This window comes from Lentilitoribacter sp. JB5-8, from assembly GCF_055693385.1.
Genome location: NZ_CM146332.1, coordinates 2370905 through 2387083, shown reverse-complemented (window position 1 = coordinate 2387083; position 16179 = coordinate 2370905). Strand labels below are relative to the sequence as shown.

Genomic DNA, 16179 nt, shown 5'->3' with positions numbered 1-16179 from the left:
CAAGCACTTTTTTCTCAAACAAATACTTAAAGTTGTTTACACCCCGATGACTGACGCAGACAATTCTCTAACTGTTCAATCCATCTCGCAAATTAACGAGGTGTCAAAATCTGATTGGGATCAGTTTATTGGCGCTTCTAAAAATGATTCCACCTCTTCGTATAACCCATTTGTTTCCCATGATTTTTTGTCATCGCTTGAACAATCTGGTTCGGTATCGCGCGAAACGGGCTGGTTGCCGCAGCATTTGGTTTTATCCAATTCAGAAGGCGATATATTGGGTGCGCTGCCTTCCTATGTAAAATCCCATAGTCAGGGCGAATATGTGTTTGATCATGCATGGGCTGACGCCTGGGAACGCGCGGGCGGTCGATATTACCCAAAACTGCAATGTTCGGTCCCATTTACCCCCGCGACCGGACCTCGTCTTCTGGCCAACAAAAATGCAAATACCACAGCCGTTCGTTTGGGATTGGCATCCGCATTATGTCAGGTGACCGATCAATTGCAATTATCTTCCGCACATGTCACCTTTATGCCAGAAGACGAAGCTGAGCTATTACAAAAACAGGGTTTCTTGGTTCGCAATGATCAGCAATTTCATTTTGAAAACGCAGATTATCAATCCTACGTGGATTTTTTGGACACACTTGCATCTCGCAAGCGCAAAGCGATCAAGAAAGAACGTCGCATTGCGCTTGAAAATGATATTTCCATAGATTGGCTTACAGGCGAGGAATTGACTGAGGGCATCTGGGATCAATTTTATCAGTTTTATATGGATACCGGCATGCGGAAATGGGGTCGTCCCTATCTGACCAGATCCTTTTTCTCGTTGATCGGTGAACGCATGGCCGACGATATTTTGCTTATTATGGCAAAACGTGATGGCCGTTATATTGCCGGTGCGATCAATTTTATCGGCTCTGATTGCCTTTATGGACGCCATTGGGGTTGTGTTGAAGATCACCCCTATTTGCATTTCGAAGTATGCTATCATCAAGCTATAGATTATGCGATTGCGAATGGGTTGAAACGTGTTGAAGCTGGCGCTCAAGGCCAGCATAAACTGGCACGTGGGTATTTACCAAAAATGACATATTCCGCTCATTACATTCCTCATGAAGGTTTTCGAAATGCGATTTCAGACTATCTTCATCACGAGCGCCAAGAGGTTGGGGAAATTTTAGAGATATTAGAGACGCGGGCGCCGTTTAAAGCTAAGAATGGCTAGAAGATAAGGAGCCGATTACATGAGCTACGATGATCAGAACATATTTGCAAAAATTCTACGTGGGGAAATTCCCAATGTGACGCTTTATGAAGATAATAATGTCTTGGCATTTATGGATGTGATGCCGCAATCTGATGGTCATTGCCTTATCATTCCAAAGGAGCCAGCTGTTGGAATTTATGATATCTCAACTGATGCGCTAACGGCCACAATATTGATTACGCAAAAGCTCGCGAAAGCTTGTAAAACAGCTTTTAACGCTGATGGCATTACTATTCGTCAACATAATGACCCTGCCGGTGGGCAAGAAGTCTTTCACCTGCATTTTCACGTTATTCCCCGCTATGATGGGATTGCGCTTAAGCCACCGGCTGGCAAAATGGAAGAGATGGATATATTGATCGCAAATGCTGAGAAAATCAAAGCTGCGCTTTAAAACAACAGCCAATTGCCAATAAATAAGCATGAAAGCGACGTGACGATGCCGGCTATAATGCGCTTCTTTGCAAGAATAAAAACAATGAAGCCAAAAATCACAGCACCTATGCGCACGACGATATCAAAATCAAGCAGTGAACCTGTGGGATAAATAATCAGTTTTGCGATGATCGCTGCAATGATTGATGTTGCGATCGCCCTCACCCATAACAGCCCAAGACTACCCTCTTCCAAGCGGTTTCCCACCAATACGCCGATCCAACGCCAAATATCGGTTGCAAGCCAACCAGCAACCGCAATGAATAAATACGGCCACCACCAGTTATCCAGCATGTGGTAGGTCATTGGACCTGCTTTCTGCGCTCAAATAAAACATATATCCCGGTCGCTAAACTTCCGCCAATAATCCCAGCTACCAAAATATCCACTTGCGGAAATAAAATCGTAGCAACTGGTGACAACACAAGACCCAGCACCATGGCAATATAAACGGAATAATCGCGCGCATTTCGCCATAACGAATAAAGAAAATAGATTGGCGTTAGGAAAAACAAAGCACCTAGTACTTCGGGTGGAAATGTTTCAATGATGCGATAAGTCGCTAAGATCATGAGTGTATTAAAGGTAACAAGCGATGATCCAGCGCCTGCAAAAAAGACCACCCGCATCTCTCGCGGAATATCTTTGATTTTCTCAAACGAATAGACCCATGCTGTAATCGCGACAAAATGAGATAATAGTAGCAATTGCCAGGTTGGTGTCGACTTCTGCCTGATTTCCGGAAACAGACTTGCAACCATCAGCACAAAGCGCACTGATGCGAGCGCAACTGCGATAGAAGTTGCCAATAAAGACGTACCGCTAACGATTGATGAGATAAGTATCAACTTTGATGGTAAAGCCCAAATTGCTGCATTCATGAATGCAACTTCCAGCATGGGAATACCCACCTCAACTGCAAGTCCGGCAAAACCTAGAATCGCGCTGGCCAAAAATAAAGATGGCAATGTGAACAAAACGCGTGCGCCTTGCCAGAAAGCTTGAGTCTTAGTCATTTGAGAATTCATGATTTCTGAATATGCCAAAACGGCTCAAAGCAACAGTTATTTTTAATCTAAGCGCAATGTTCTTTACAAAACCAATTATCGAATGCTATCAAAAAACAACTTAAAAGAAAATTATAACTAGCATTCTACTCATGGTAAGACCTGTAAGATATCTGACAAAAAGCTATAACTACAAGAAGTCCGTCGGCATTATTGTATTAATCACCGGGTGCCTTGCCATCACGGCGCTTTACGCAACAGAACTGGAATGGGCTGTATGGTTTTACCCGTTTTGGACGATCTTGCTGATTCCTGTCATGATAGAGAGATTTAGCGGATTAATCGGGATATTGGCAATCCGATGTGGCATACCGTTCATTATCTCGATTTTCGCGTGGGCAGCATTTCGATATGTCGAAAATTCCTGCTATTTGTCCGCATTTAGCAAAAACCTCTATAATGACCGCGACACAATCGATACCGCGTTATCGATCCTTTCAACGCTCCACGCCATTACATTTGCTTTCTGTCTATGGAAAGCAATGCAAGATTTTGATGATCTTAAAAACACATTGCGCGACGAAGCTAATCAAATACTCTCAATCTCATCGCTATTGAGATTTTTTGATAATGTTCATCTGGGCAAGACGCAGGAAAAACTGGGCGAAATTCGGGTGAAACTCAACTCTTATGTGTCAAATATGATAGATAATGCGCAGTCTGATGTTTATACCAAGAACTCAAAAATCTTGAGTGACTGCATTGATCACATTGAGTGTTTTGAGATCGAACACGATAATGATCGCATTGCACTGGAAGGCATTGTGCAAGGGTTTTCAGATTTGATTATGATCAGGTCGAAGCGAATAAGCTGCTTACACAATAATATGTCCCCGCTTCTCTTTTTTATTATCGCTGTCATGTCGGCATCCATTGTTGCAATGTTCTTTGTCATCAATCCGAATGGCTTTAAATTTAATGAAATCATTATCCCGTTAATTAGTTACACATACTCGTTTCTTCTAGTTATGCTAATTGATCTTGACCGACCCTTTGACGGGTTCTGGCAAGTATCAGTGGATGCATTTGAAAGCATCGATCTAAACTTTAGAAAAAATCTGGATTTGCAAGAAAGAACTTAAAACAAAAAAGCCCCAAACTTTCGAATGGGGCTTTGTTATCTTTGTTACTTCTTGCGCGGCACTTTTGGAACCGTTGGTGAAGTTCTGCGCGGCTTAGGTGCCGGCTTTGCTTCCGCTTCAGACTCAGTTTTAGCCTTTGCGGTTCGCTTTGGTGCTGCTTTTGCTTTGGCAGATGCCGGATCACCATCAGGTGCTTTTGGATCAGACCCTGATGAACCACCTGACTTACCTTTTGGCGCAGCGCGTTTTCGAGCTGCAGGCTTAGACGCTGTTTTCTTAGCTGGTGTTTTTTTCGGCGTGGCTTCTTTTTTAGGTTTAGCGCGTGCTGTTGCCGGAATTGATTCAAGCTCAATCTCAGTCTTACCCGCATCATCCGTGCCGATTTTCACCTTCACAGTGCCACCCTTGGTCAATTTGCCGAAAAGCAACTCATTGGCCAGAGGCTTCTTGATGTGTTCTTGAATAACGCGTCCTAGCGGTCGCGCACCCATGCGTTCATCATACCCTTTATTGGCCAACCATTCGATGGCTTCATCTGTTAGATCAAAGGTCACATTGCGCTCAGCAAGCTGAACTTCAAGCTGCATAACAAACTTCTGAACCACTTTGTGGATGACCTTCGTTGGCAATGAACCAAACGGAATGATCGCATCCAAACGGTTGCGGAATTCAGGTGTGAACAAGCGATTGATTGCTTCTTCATCATCACCAGTGCGTTTTGACGAACCAAATCCAATGGCTTGTTTTGCAGCATCAGCTGCACCAGCATTGGTGGTCATGATTAGAACAACATTGCGGAAATCAATCTTCTTACCATTATGATCGGTCAATGAACCGTGATCCATAACCTGCAACAAGATATTGTAGATATCGGGATGCCCCTTCTCGATCTCATCAAGAAGCAACACACAATGAGGGTGTTGATCTACACCATCGGTGAGCAAACCACCTTGGTCAAAGCCGACATATCCGGGAGGCGCACCCAAAAGGCGCGAAACCGTATGACGCTCCATATATTCAGACATATCAAAACGAAGAAGTTCAACACCGAGCGATGATGCAAGTTGTTTTGCAACTTCTGTTTTACCAACACCTGTAGGACCTGAGAACAGATAGGAACCAATTGGTTTATCTGGCTCGCGCAATCCAGCACGGGCTAAGCGAATGGCAGCCGTTAGTTGCTCAATTGCATTATCCTGGCCGTACACAACGCTGCGCAACTCTTTATCAAGCGATGCAAGCACTTGTGTATCGTCTTTAGATACGGTTTTAGGCGGAATGCGGGCCATGGTGGCAACCGTGGCTTCGATCTGATTCTCTGTTAAACGTTTGGCACGTTTATCAGCAGGAAGCAGCATTTGTGCCGCACCGGATTCATCAATCACATCAATCGCTTTATCCGGCAATTTACGATCAGTAATGTAACGAGCAGACAATTCCACCGCTGCTTTAATCGCATCTTCGGTATATTTGATATTATGGTAGTCTTCAAAACGCGTTTTAAGACCTTTCAAGATATCGATTGTCTCGTCAATCGTCGGCTCATTCACATCAATCTTCTGGAAACGACGCACCAAAGCGCGGTCTTTTTCAAAGAACTGACGATATTCTTTATAGGTCGTTGAACCGATACAACGAATATTACCCGAAGCAAGAGCAGGCTTAAGCAAATTGGACGCATCCATTGCACCACCTGATGTCGCGCCTGCACCAATGATGGTGTGGATCTCATCGATAAACAATATCGCTTCTGGTTTATCTTCAAGCTCTTTCATCACCTGTTTAAGGCGCTCTTCAAAGTCGCCGCGATAACGAGTGCCAGCAAGAAGCGCACCCATATCAAGTGCATAGATGATTGAACCTTCTAAGACTTCAGGCACATCTTTTTCAATGATGCGTTTTGCCAAACCTTCGGCAATCGCGGTTTTACCCACACCAGGGTCACCGACGTAAAGCGGATTGTTTTTTGACCGACGACACAGGATTTGGATTGTGCGGTCAACTTCATCGCTACGACCGATGAGCGGATCAATCTTACCTTTTTCAGCCTTTGCATTTAGATCAACACAATAAGCAGTTAGGGCATCCTGATTCTTCTTTGCACCACCTGCTTCATCACCTTGATCGCCTTCAGGCGAGCTGGAAGCACCACTATCTGGCATATCTGATCCGCGCGAAGACGCTTCACCAGACCCTGGACGTTTGCCAATGCCATGGGAGATGAAATTAACGGCGTCAAAACGGGTCATTTCCTGTTCTTGAAGGAAATATGCTGCATGGCTTTCGCGCTCTGCAAAAATTGCTACAAGCACGTTAGCGCCAGTGACTTCATCGCGACCAGATGATTGAACATGGATTACCGCACGCTGAATAACACGCTGAAAGCCTGTCGTTGGTTTTGAATCTTCACCAAAATCTGACACCAGATTGTTGAGATCCTTATCAACATAGTCTGTGACAATTCGCTTAAGCTGATCAAGATCGACATTGCACGCGCGCATGACTGCGGCTGCATCATCATCCTCGATTAAAGCAAGCAATAGATGCTCCAAAGTCGCGTATTCATGTCTGCGTTCGTTCGCAAACGTGAGCGCTCTGTGAAGCGATTGTTCTAAAGAATTGGAAAATGTAGGCAATTTTTGTTCCTTATTTCTTTTCCATCACACATTGCAAAGGGTGCTGATTCTCCTGAGCAAGGTCCATGACCTGTGTTACTTTGGATTCTGCAACCTCATAAGTAAAGACCCCGCACTCACCTGCGCCATGATTGTGAACATGCAACATGATACGCGTTGCCGCTTCACGGTCTTTTTGGAAGAAGTGTTCCAATACATGGATCACAAATTCCATTGGCGTGTAATCGTCATTTAACAGCAAAACTCGGTAAAGACTTGGTTTTTTCGGTTTTGGCCGAGTTGCCGTTACCGCATACAAATCATCATCCGGCCCGCTGCCGTCAGGATCTTTATCATTATCCTGCATTGTCAGAATTTTTAACTCATCCGACATTGTATTCACTTTCAAATTATCTCCAAACTGAGACATGGGTCTTTGTCGATCCTTAACTTATGTATTCGCTAAACATATTTTAACCCCTAGTCTGAACAAGACCAGAAAAAACAGCATAATAGTGCGAAAAACTTTTGTGAAACTAACATGTAATTTAGTTGATTTTGCTGCGCACACGAAAAAACCCAGTTGTGGGAGGCCAACCGGGTTTAAACGTAAGAACTATATGTCTGCTGCTAGGAGGAAGCAGTTAAGGATATTACTTAGCTTTAGCAACAGCTTCAAAAGGAGCGTAAGCTTCTTTTGCAAGGCTTGTGTATAGTTCACCTAGTTTTGTTGATTGAGCAACAAGAGCTTCATAAGAAGATTTTGCGAAATCGCTCTGGATTTCAAAAGCTGTCTCAACAGATTTTGCAGCAACTAGTTTTTCAGCAACAGCAGCTGAATCTTCGTAGTTTTTCTTTGTGAATTCTGATGTTTCAGAAGCAATCTGCTGAAGACCTTTTTGAGCAACTGTTGAAGAAGCTGTCACAGCGTTGATTACGTCTTGGTTCATTTTTGTAACTTGATCGAAATTAAACATGTAAATTGACCTTCATGTGTGAGTGTGTTGAAACCAGATATATGTGCACCGCACAATAATGTCAAGTATTTTTGTGCAACGCAGCATAAACGTTTTTGCATTGCAGCAAAAACAAGTGTTTTTTATGCAAGCGGTAAACTTCTTGGTAACCCTAACAGGCTATTATCGCGATCAAGTAACCCACGGGGGTGGCGTGGATTTGGATCATTTTTAGCGTAAAGAGTAAATATCGTGGATATTAATAGCGTCAGTTCTAACCTTGTTTGCAACGCCTCACATTTTCTAAAACTCAACATACAACGATTTGTTATTTTGGTACTTGCTGCCATTATGATGATGAGTGTACCTGTTACAGCGCAAGCCAATTCGAAATATGCCGGCATTGTGATTGACGCGAAAACGGGCCGCACACTTTATAAGTATAATGCAGATTCCAAACGTTACCCTGCATCACTTACTAAGATGATGACATTGTATTTGGTGTTCGAAGCACTTGAACGCGGTAAGATTAAAAAATCCACTCGTATTCGTGTTTCTAAAAACGCTGCTGCTGAGGTGCCATCAAAAATTGGTGTTCGTGCTGGACAGACGATCACAGTAGAACAAGCTATCTTGGCGCTGGTTACAAAGTCAGCCAATGATGTTGCAACGGCAACGGGTGAATTTTTGGGTGGTAGTGAAGCCAATTTTGCGCGTTTGATGACGGAAAAAGCGCGTTCGCTACGTATGAAGAGCACAACGTTTAAAAATGCACATGGTCTTCCTAATTCACGTCAGGTCACAACAGCTCGTGATATGGCACGTCTTGGTTTAGCCTTGCGAGAGCATTTCCCACAATATTACAAATACTTCCAAACACGCTCATTTAAGTATGGAAAAGCAACTTACGGCAACCACAACCGCCTGTTAGGCCGCGTTCGTGGTGTAGATGGCATTAAAACAGGCTATACACGTGCATCTGGTTTTAATCTGGTTAGTTCAGTTAAAGCAGATGGCCGTTCCATCGTTGCTGTTGTGATGGGTGGCCGCTCAGGTGCAAGCCGAAATGCACAAATGCAGAAACTCATCAGCCAATATCTGCGCAAAGCTTCAAAGCGCGGTAAAGGTAACTTTATGGCAAAAACTCGGATCAACGGTCTTGTGCCGTCGGTCAAAGGGACTTTACCTAAAAACGTTCCGGTACCTGCCGTTCGTCCAAGTGGTTCCAATGCGGTTGTTGCTTCAGCCTATGCACCTGTGAAAGTGCCGGCCCCTGCAGCACAGGCTGTATCAAAATTACCAGCACCTGCAGATGGTGTTGATCCGGTGAACACAGCTTCAACGAAGCTACCAACAGGTTGGGTTGTGCAAGTAGGTGCATCCCCAAACCAGAATGAAGCATTATCACTGTTAGACAAAGCTAAAAAAGTAGGCGGTGCATCTATTCAACGTGCTCAACCGTTCACAATGGCCTTTGTAAAGGATGGTCAGAAGTTTTATCGCGCTCGATTTGGTGGCTTTAGTGGTCAAAACCAAGCAGTAGCTGCATGTAAATATTTGAAGAAAAAAGGTGTTGGGTGCTGGGCTGCATCCCAATAACTATGAATTAGAAATTGTGCCAATATAGTATTTTTGGCACTCCGTTACCCTCTCTTTTGTATTGCGTATTGAGGTTTTATTTATGCCAACGATTAAAAATGCCCCATTTCGGGGCGCTTATAAGAACCAAAGTTCTGTCTCTAATAACCCGCTTTTAAATGCGGCATCATGGTTAGCTGAAAAAAGATTTTCAAAATCAAACAGCACTAAGGATCTTGTAACTACATTGCTAAGCCACGGGGCGCGTGCATGGCGCATGTCCCAACCACGTGGCAATGTGAGTATCAAAAGCATTAATTCAGCCGGCTACAATGCCGTCCGTATTAAAGTTTAAGGCGTATTAGAGCAGGCCTAAATCTGCAAGCTCCTGCTTGAATTCCAAAGGCATATCTTCAGCACCCTCGCCCTCATTTAAATCAGCCGGAGCATCTTCCGGCTTTAAATAACGCCATCCTTGAAATGCGCGTCTTGGCTGCCATTGCGTGAAAACAAGTTTCTTGTCCATTACTAGGTGACAGCGAGAAATACCCTCACCATCGGTAAAAGGTCTGATGTCAACGAGCTGTTGGCGCGCACGTACTTGTCCTTTAATCACCCAGTATAAAGAACCACCATCAAGCAATTCATCTTTGCGTTTGGGGATCATGCGCGTCGTATGGATAGGCTCATATTGTTCACCAGCTGCATCGTGGAGCTTTTGTCGCCGTTCGATATGGCTTTGCAGCTCTTCGGCACTTTCAATACCTACACATAATTTGATCAGATTTAGGCTCATCACAGCAAATTGGTTATGTTTGCCTGTAAGGTCAAGTGCAAGTTGGCATCAGTTCACAGCAATCAACTTATCATTTTTGCAATAAATACCGAACTAACACTCAACGACATTAACGGCTAAGCCACCTGTGGACGTTTCTTTATATTTAGCATTCATATCAAGACCTGTTTGGCGCATAGTTTCAATGCAGTTATCTAAAGATACGAAATGCTTGCCGTCGCCTTTAAGCGCTAAAGATGCGGCCATTGCAGCTTTCACTGCACCCACGCCATTACGTTCAATGCACGGCACCTGAACAAGCCCAGCAATTGGATCACATGTCATGCCAAGATGGTGCTCTAATGCAATTTCAGCCGCGTTTTCAATCTGTGTGGGTGTGCCGCCCATAACGGCGGCTAGTCCAGCAGCTGCCATAGAAGAGGCTGAGCCTACTTCACCCTGGCATCCAACTTCTGCGCCTGAAATGGATGCATTTGATTTAATCAACCCACCAATCGCTGCGGCTGTGAGCAAAAACTCATGGATGGCGTTGTCATCGATATCTTCGAGAAAGGCTTTCATATAGGCAATGACAGCCGGGATCACGCCTGCGGCACCATTGGTTGGCGCTGTCACCACGCGGCCACCTGAAGCATTTTCCTCATTCACTGCCATTGCGTAAACAGACAGCCAATCATTGGCGAGCATCGGATTGACTTTGTTTTTTTTCCACTCATCCTCAAGCTGGTTGTATATCTTTGCAGCACGCCGCTCGACTTTTAAACCACCTGGCATAATGCCTTTACGCTTCAAACCACGCTCTATGCAGGAATTCATTGCATCCCAGATTTGCGCAAGCTCGCGATTAAGCGCATCAGCGCCTGAAATTTTCTCTTCGTTTGCACGCTTCATTTGAGCAATGGACAAACCAGATTGCGCTGCCATTTCAAGCATTTGATCAGCATTTGCAAACGGATATGGCACATCTTTTTGAACTTCGGGTTCTTTATTAGCCTTAAGAGCTTCAAGCTCGGTATCTGTGACCACAAAGCCACCGCCGATAGAATAATAAATGCGTTTAATCAACAAGCGCTCATTGGCATCAAAACCTGAAATAATCATGCCGTTGGCATGGCCAAGAAGTGGCGTTTTTCGATCAAATTCAAGGTCCGTTTTGGGATCAAATTGATAAACGGGGTGTCCATCTGGTTGGACTTGTTTCGTTCTAGATAAATCATCTAGCAAACCATCAATCACATCGGGGTCGATCGTATTGGGCTCGTGCCCCATAAGTCCCAAAAATACGGCGCGATCCGTTCCATGCCCAACTCCTGTATAGGCTAAGGATCCGTGCAGGCTAACTTTAATTTGTGCGACATTAACATCATGAGGACGAACCCAATCCCCGTTTAAGATCTCATCTAAAAATCTGTTAGCTGCCGTCATTGGCCCCATTGTGTGGGAGCTCGATGGTCCAATGCCTACTTTAAATATATCTGACACCGACAAGAACATGGATTAATAACCTTTTACACTGGAAACAAGTGAGCACTTTTAGTGCTTTCATTGGCCAACTATAGATCCAGTATAAAAAAGAAAACAGCGCCAAACCGACTTGATTTGACGCTGCCTACAAAAAATTTCAAATCCGACTTAGAAACCTCCGAGAAGGTATCCCATAAATAGAACTGCTGAAAAAATCAAAACCGCTTTAGTAGTAATACCCCAGCAGGATTTATGTGCAGTATTTTCCATATTCACTCCAATTTGTAATTTCCAAGTCGACCATTGCTTGGTGGGTGACTTTTAACGAAAGCTTTATGTTTTTGCAACGCAAAACCGCCACAATTTAAACACAAATATTTATGTTTGGTAATAATTGTTAACAATTGTGGAAAACATAATTAATACATAAATATCATATACTTAACGATAAATACCTGTAGGTCATTTGCCCCAGTTTTCTTTTTCGTGCATAAATCGACTACGTGCTATGACATAAAAGCATAGCTGAATGATTGTTGCGATGCAGCAAATAAGGCAGAGGGACCGCTTATCATGACCGAGTTAGATTATATTGCATTTATATATTTTCTGTTCTGCTGGTTTGGTTTCTCCATTGTTTTAAAACTTGGTGGTTTTTTCAAGAAACGAAGCTTATCTGATGCGATGGATGAACATCGCAGGGGTTGGTTTTTCACAGCCAGTCGGCGTGAATTGCGGATGGTAGACACCGGGGTGGTTTCAGGGCTGCAAAATGGTGTTGGTTTCTTTGCCTCTTCCACCATCATCGCAATAGGTGGTTGTTTAGCAGCACTAGGGGCAGCGGATAAAGTCACTATGGTCTTTGCGGAGATCCCTATAACAGAAACACCTGATATATTAATCATTGAAGCCAAATTGGCCGGTTTAATCGTTGTTTTGGGATATACATTCTTCAAGTTTGGTTGGAGTTACCGTCTCTTCAACTATTGTGGAATTTTGTTGGGTGCAATGCCGTTACGCGATGAGAAAGATTCTCATATCGATGCTTATGCACGACAAGCCGGTGAAATGAATGTGCTTGCCGGTCGTCATTTTAACGCAGGTCAACGCGGCATATTTTTTGCGGTTGGTTATTTGGGTTGTTTTGTGAATGCGGAGACTTTAATCATCACCACAACCCTCATCCTGCTTGTTTTAATAAGACGCCAGTATTTTTCAAAAGCACGCGATGTAGCACTGTCGATTATAGATACAAAAAAGGCGGCTGGTTAAGCCGCCTAATTGATTCAAAATTAAGTATCCAAAACCTAGTGCAGGATCTGGCTTAGGAATTCTTTTGTACGCTCATGCTGCGGATTATCAAAGAATTCGCCTGGCTCGTTCTGTTCAACGATCTGCCCTGCATCCATGAAGATCACACGGTTTGCAACCTGACGCGCAAAGCCCATTTCGTGGGTCACACACAACATGGTCATGCCTTCTTCGGCCAAACCAACCATTGTATCAAGCACCTCTTTAATCATCTCTGGATCAAGCGCTGATGTCGGCTCATCAAACAACATAATGCGTGGGTTCATACATAGTGAACGCGCGATCGCCACACGTTGCTGCTGACCACCGGACAACTGGCCTGGATATTTAAGCGCCTGCTCCGGAATTTTAACACGCTCAAGATAGTGCATCGCAATCTCTTCAGCTTCTTTCTTTGGCATTTTACGAACCCAAATTGGAGCAAGTGTACAATTGTCCAAAATCGATAGATGCGGGAAAAGATTGAAGTGCTGGAACACCATACCGACTTCGCGGCGCACTTCATCAATCTTTTTCAAATCATTGGTTAGCTCATTGCCATCCACTATGATTTGACCTTTTTGGTGCTCTTCCAAACGGTTGATGCAGCGGATCATTGTAGATTTACCCGAACCTGAAGGTCCTGCAATCACGATACGCTCGCCCTGCATAACTTTAAGGTTGATATCTTTCAGCACGTGAAAATCACCATACCACTTATTCATACCAACGATCTCAATAGCGACATCGGTATCAGATACTGTCATTTTAGCGGTTTCAGCCATTTTGTTCTCTCTCTTATTCTTCGCTTACAAGCGTTAATTTGTTTATAGAGCCCCTCTCCCAAAGGGCTCTGAATATTTCAATATTATCGATGCCCTGTATTCAGCTTATCTTCCATGAAGGTCGAATATCTCGACATGAAGTAGCAGAATAAGAAGTAGATAAAGGCTGCAAAGGCATAGCCTGTGATGTTCTGAACTGGAGAACTCCAGGTAGGATCAGAATATGACAACTGAATAGTACCTAGGAAATCAAACAGACCGATAATCAACACAAGTGTTGTATCCTTAAACAGACCAATAAATGTGTTCACGATACCAGGGATAACCAGCTTAAGCGCTTGTGGCAGGATGATGAGACGCATCATTTGTCCCCAGTTCAATCCAAGTGCCATTGCCCCTTCAAACTGACCTTTTGGTAGTGCTTGAAGGCCACCACGAACAACCTCAGCCATATAAGCTGCTGAGAAGAGTGCCACACCGATCAACGCACGCAACAGTTTATCAAACTCCACACCTTCCGGAAGGAAGAGCGGAAGCATAACCGATGACATGAACAACACCGTAATCAACGGAACCCCGCGCCAGAACTCAATGAAAATCACTGAGAACAAGCGAACAAAGACCATGTTGGAACGACGTCCAAGTGCCAGCAAAATCCCCAATGGTAACGCAGCTGCGATACCTGTTACGGCGATAACCAATGTGACAAGAAGACCACCCCAAATTGGAGTTTCAACGTGCTCAAGCCCGAAGTTTACACCCAGTATGATAAAGATCACCGCCACAGCTGCCATGAACAATAAAACACCAATGATTGACGGCATCGGATTTTTGTCCGACCCACGCGCAATCAAGGCTGCAATACCTGCAATGACCAGCGAGATGATGATAAAATCGACCGCAAACTTTGCTGTTGATGGCGCCATTAGGCTGTCTGGTAGCAGGAAGCCATTAAACTCTAGATGGCCACCTGTTAGCAAAACAATCGCAATCACAGGGAAAATAACCACAGTGAAGATGATGTTTGCAGACTTATATGGTGCACTTGGGATCAACAACGGGATCAATGATCCGAAGAATAGGATCCCTGTAAGGTTAACCCGCCATAGTTCAGCATCTGGATAACGACCATAGATGAATTGCTTCATATATGCGCCGACATAAGCCCAGCAACCACCGAACCATTCATTACCTTGAACACCGCCCTGCGCTTCAGTTGCACAGACTGAACGATCAGCACCTGACCAAACACTATCGATGAAAACAAACGAGAGGAATGGCGGGATGATTTTGTACAGGATCCAGATACCAATCAGAGTCATGATTGTGTTTGGTACTGATGAGAACAGATTGTTCTTCACCCAGGCCACAGGTCCTTTTTCAGATAGTGGCGCTGGCTGCTCTTCCAGCATTTCTGTGCGGACGTAGGAAATATTGTTATCAGACATGATGTTCCCCTTTCCTATCGCTCGACCAATGCCATGCGGGCATTGTACCAGTTCATGAACATTGACGTGATCAACGAGATCGTCAGATACGTCAGCATGGTGATTGAAATAAACTCAACAGCCTGACCCTGCTGGTTCAACGCTGTTCCAGCAAACACTGATGTGAGATCTGGATAAGCAATCGCAACCGCAAGTGACGAGTTTTTCGTCAAGTTCAAGTATTGAGATGTCAAAGGTGGAATGATGATCCGCATAGCTTGCGGGATGATGACAAGGTTCAGCGTTTTATTCTGACGAAGACCCAAAGCGTGTGCTGCTTCAGTTTGACCTTTGTTCACCGCCAAAATACCCGCTCGAACAATTTCAGCAATAAAGGCTGCTGTATATGTTGTTAGAGCCAGAAGTAGCGCAATGAACTCAGGGATCATTGTCATACCACCTGATGGTCTAAAGCCACCCGCAACCGGGATATCCCAAGTTAACGGCGCACCCAATGCCAGGAAGACAATAAACGGAAGACCGATGATGACGCCGAGACCTGCCCAGAATGTTGGGAATTGTTGACCTGTTGCCATTTGGCGTTTCTTTGCCCAGCTTCCGATTACAAAAGCAGCTACAATACCTATCAAGAACGCAATAAAGATCATGTATGACCCTTCGCCCCAGATTGGCTTTGGTGCAAAATACCCGCGGTTATTCAAAAGGCCCATAAAGCCAAAATCAGCGCTGTCGCGCGGTTGCGGCAACAATCTTAAAACGCCGAAATACCAAATGAAAATATGCAATAACAGCGGAATATTTCGGAAAATTTCTACATAGATCTTGGATAGTTTTCCGATGATCCAGTTGTCAGACAATCTTGCAACACCGACCATAAAACCAAGGATGGTCGCAAGGACAATACCGATTGCTGCGACGATGAGCGTGTTAAGTACACCCACAACATAAACATCAAAATAGGTCGATGATGATTGGCTGTATTCAATAAGTGATTGGCTGATTGCAAAGCCAGCGCTTGAATTTAAGAATGCAAAACCTGAAGCAATGCCGGCGCGATCAAGCGCGTCAAACATATTGGTTATGCCACTATAGATGAGATAAATGATTGCGAGAGTGAGCAAGCCTTGAAAAAGCATGCTGCGAACTTCGGGCCGGTTTAACAACGCGACCTGCGGCTCTTCACTGGTTTGCTGTGTAGCAGCAACATCAGACGCCATGGCGAATTCCCCAACAATTCTTACACTTGTAGAGTTGATAGCCTCAAAGCGCGAATTGTAATTTTTGATTTATTTTTTTACGTTTTACACGCTAACCCACAATATTGCGGATATGTCCCATCGTGAAAACGTGCCCTGTTTGTTTTATAAAACACCCGGCCATTAAGACC

General features: G+C 44.2%; 16 protein-coding genes. 6 read left to right on the top strand and 10 right to left on the bottom strand.

What is annotated here, in order from left to right; translation table 11 throughout:
- Window positions 1–46 precede the first annotated feature (46 nt).
- Both ACZ1GZ_RS11715 and ACZ1GZ_RS11710 read left to right on the top strand, forming a co-directional pair.
- A complete protein-coding gene (locus ACZ1GZ_RS11715; RefSeq protein WP_472665056.1) occupies window positions 47–1234 on the top strand; it encodes a GNAT family N-acetyltransferase in 1188 nt (395 codons plus the stop codon).
- A 19-nt stretch (window positions 1235–1253) separates the two neighbouring features.
- A complete protein-coding gene (locus ACZ1GZ_RS11710) occupies window positions 1254–1670 on the top strand; it encodes an HIT family protein (protein WP_472665055.1) in 417 nt (138 codons plus the stop codon).
- On the opposite strand, the gene ACZ1GZ_RS11705 is transcribed toward ACZ1GZ_RS11710, so the two are convergent.
- Window positions 1667–2017 (bottom strand): AzlD domain-containing protein, encoded by a 351-nt coding sequence (locus ACZ1GZ_RS11705; protein WP_472665054.1) that lies wholly within the window; start codon window positions 2015–2017, stop codon window positions 1667–1669. The two genes, ACZ1GZ_RS11710 and ACZ1GZ_RS11705, sit on opposite strands and share 4 nt — an antisense overlap.
- Entirely contained in the window at window positions 2014–2727 is a 714-nt protein-coding gene (locus tag ACZ1GZ_RS11700) for an AzlC family ABC transporter permease (protein WP_472665053.1), read from the bottom strand. The genes ACZ1GZ_RS11705 and ACZ1GZ_RS11700 overlap by 4 nt, the downstream gene beginning before the upstream one ends.
- A 143-nt stretch (window positions 2728–2870) precedes the next feature.
- On the opposite strand from ACZ1GZ_RS11700, the gene ACZ1GZ_RS11695 reads away from it, so the two are divergent.
- Window positions 2871–3860, top strand: a complete 990-nt coding sequence (locus ACZ1GZ_RS11695) for a bestrophin-like domain (RefSeq protein WP_472665052.1) — start codon at window positions 2871–2873, stop codon at window positions 3858–3860.
- 44 nt (window positions 3861–3904) lie between these two features.
- Here ACZ1GZ_RS11695 and clpA read toward each other — a convergent pair whose 3' ends face one another.
- The 3 genes from clpA to ACZ1GZ_RS11680 form a co-directional block, all read right to left on the bottom strand.
- Window positions 3905–6496 (bottom strand): ATP-dependent Clp protease ATP-binding subunit ClpA, encoded by a 2592-nt coding sequence (gene clpA / locus ACZ1GZ_RS11690; RefSeq protein WP_472665051.1) that lies wholly within the window; start codon window positions 6494–6496, stop codon window positions 3905–3907.
- Between the two features lie 10 nt (window positions 6497–6506).
- The gene (gene clpS / locus ACZ1GZ_RS11685) at window positions 6507–6842 is read right to left on the bottom strand and encodes an ATP-dependent Clp protease adapter ClpS (RefSeq protein ID WP_472668288.1); all 336 of its coding nucleotides are present in this window, start codon (window positions 6840–6842) and stop codon (window positions 6507–6509) included.
- A gap of 286 nt (window positions 6843–7128) precedes the next feature.
- Entirely contained in the window at window positions 7129–7425 is a 297-nt protein-coding gene (locus ACZ1GZ_RS11680; RefSeq protein WP_472665050.1) for a phasin family protein, read from the bottom strand.
- Between the two features lie 357 nt (window positions 7426–7782).
- Between ACZ1GZ_RS11680 and ACZ1GZ_RS11675 the strand changes: the two genes are divergently transcribed.
- Window positions 7783–9030, top strand: a complete 1248-nt coding sequence (locus ACZ1GZ_RS11675; RefSeq protein WP_472668287.1) for an SPOR domain-containing protein — start codon at window positions 7783–7785, stop codon at window positions 9028–9030.
- An 82-nt stretch (window positions 9031–9112) separates the two neighbouring features.
- Window positions 9113–9364 (top strand): hypothetical protein, encoded by a 252-nt coding sequence (locus ACZ1GZ_RS11670; RefSeq protein ID WP_472665049.1) that lies wholly within the window; start codon window positions 9113–9115, stop codon window positions 9362–9364.
- 6 nt (window positions 9365–9370) lie between these two features.
- Here ACZ1GZ_RS11670 and ACZ1GZ_RS11665 read toward each other — a convergent pair whose 3' ends face one another.
- Both ACZ1GZ_RS11665 and ACZ1GZ_RS11660 read right to left on the bottom strand, forming a co-directional pair.
- Window positions 9371–9805: a DUF1489 family protein gene (locus ACZ1GZ_RS11665; RefSeq protein ID WP_472665048.1), complete on the bottom strand. Its 435-nt coding sequence runs from the start codon at window positions 9803–9805 to the stop codon at window positions 9371–9373.
- Window positions 9806–9898: 93 nt separating this feature from the next.
- Window positions 9899–11299, bottom strand: coding sequence for an L-serine ammonia-lyase (locus ACZ1GZ_RS11660; RefSeq protein WP_472665047.1), 1401 nt, complete (start codon window positions 11297–11299; stop codon window positions 9899–9901).
- Window positions 11300–11842: 543 nt separating this feature from the next.
- Here ACZ1GZ_RS11660 and ACZ1GZ_RS11655 point away from each other — a divergent pair.
- Window positions 11843–12541: a DUF599 domain-containing protein gene (locus ACZ1GZ_RS11655; protein ID WP_472665046.1), complete on the top strand. Its 699-nt coding sequence runs from the start codon at window positions 11843–11845 to the stop codon at window positions 12539–12541.
- Window positions 12542–12576: 35 nt separating this feature from the next.
- On the opposite strand, the gene ACZ1GZ_RS11650 is transcribed toward ACZ1GZ_RS11655, so the two are convergent.
- From ACZ1GZ_RS11650 to ACZ1GZ_RS11640, 3 genes are all read right to left on the bottom strand, one after another.
- The gene (locus ACZ1GZ_RS11650) at window positions 12577–13344 is read right to left on the bottom strand and encodes an amino acid ABC transporter ATP-binding protein (protein ID WP_472665045.1); all 768 of its coding nucleotides are present in this window, start codon (window positions 13342–13344) and stop codon (window positions 12577–12579) included.
- A gap of 83 nt (window positions 13345–13427) precedes the next feature.
- Window positions 13428–14792 (bottom strand): amino acid ABC transporter permease, encoded by a 1365-nt coding sequence (locus ACZ1GZ_RS11645; RefSeq protein ID WP_472665044.1) that lies wholly within the window; start codon window positions 14790–14792, stop codon window positions 13428–13430.
- A gap of 14 nt (window positions 14793–14806) precedes the next feature.
- Window positions 14807–16009, bottom strand: a complete 1203-nt coding sequence (locus tag ACZ1GZ_RS11640) for an amino acid ABC transporter permease (RefSeq protein ID WP_472665043.1) — start codon at window positions 16007–16009, stop codon at window positions 14807–14809.
- Between the last annotated feature and the right edge of the window lie 170 nt (window positions 16010–16179).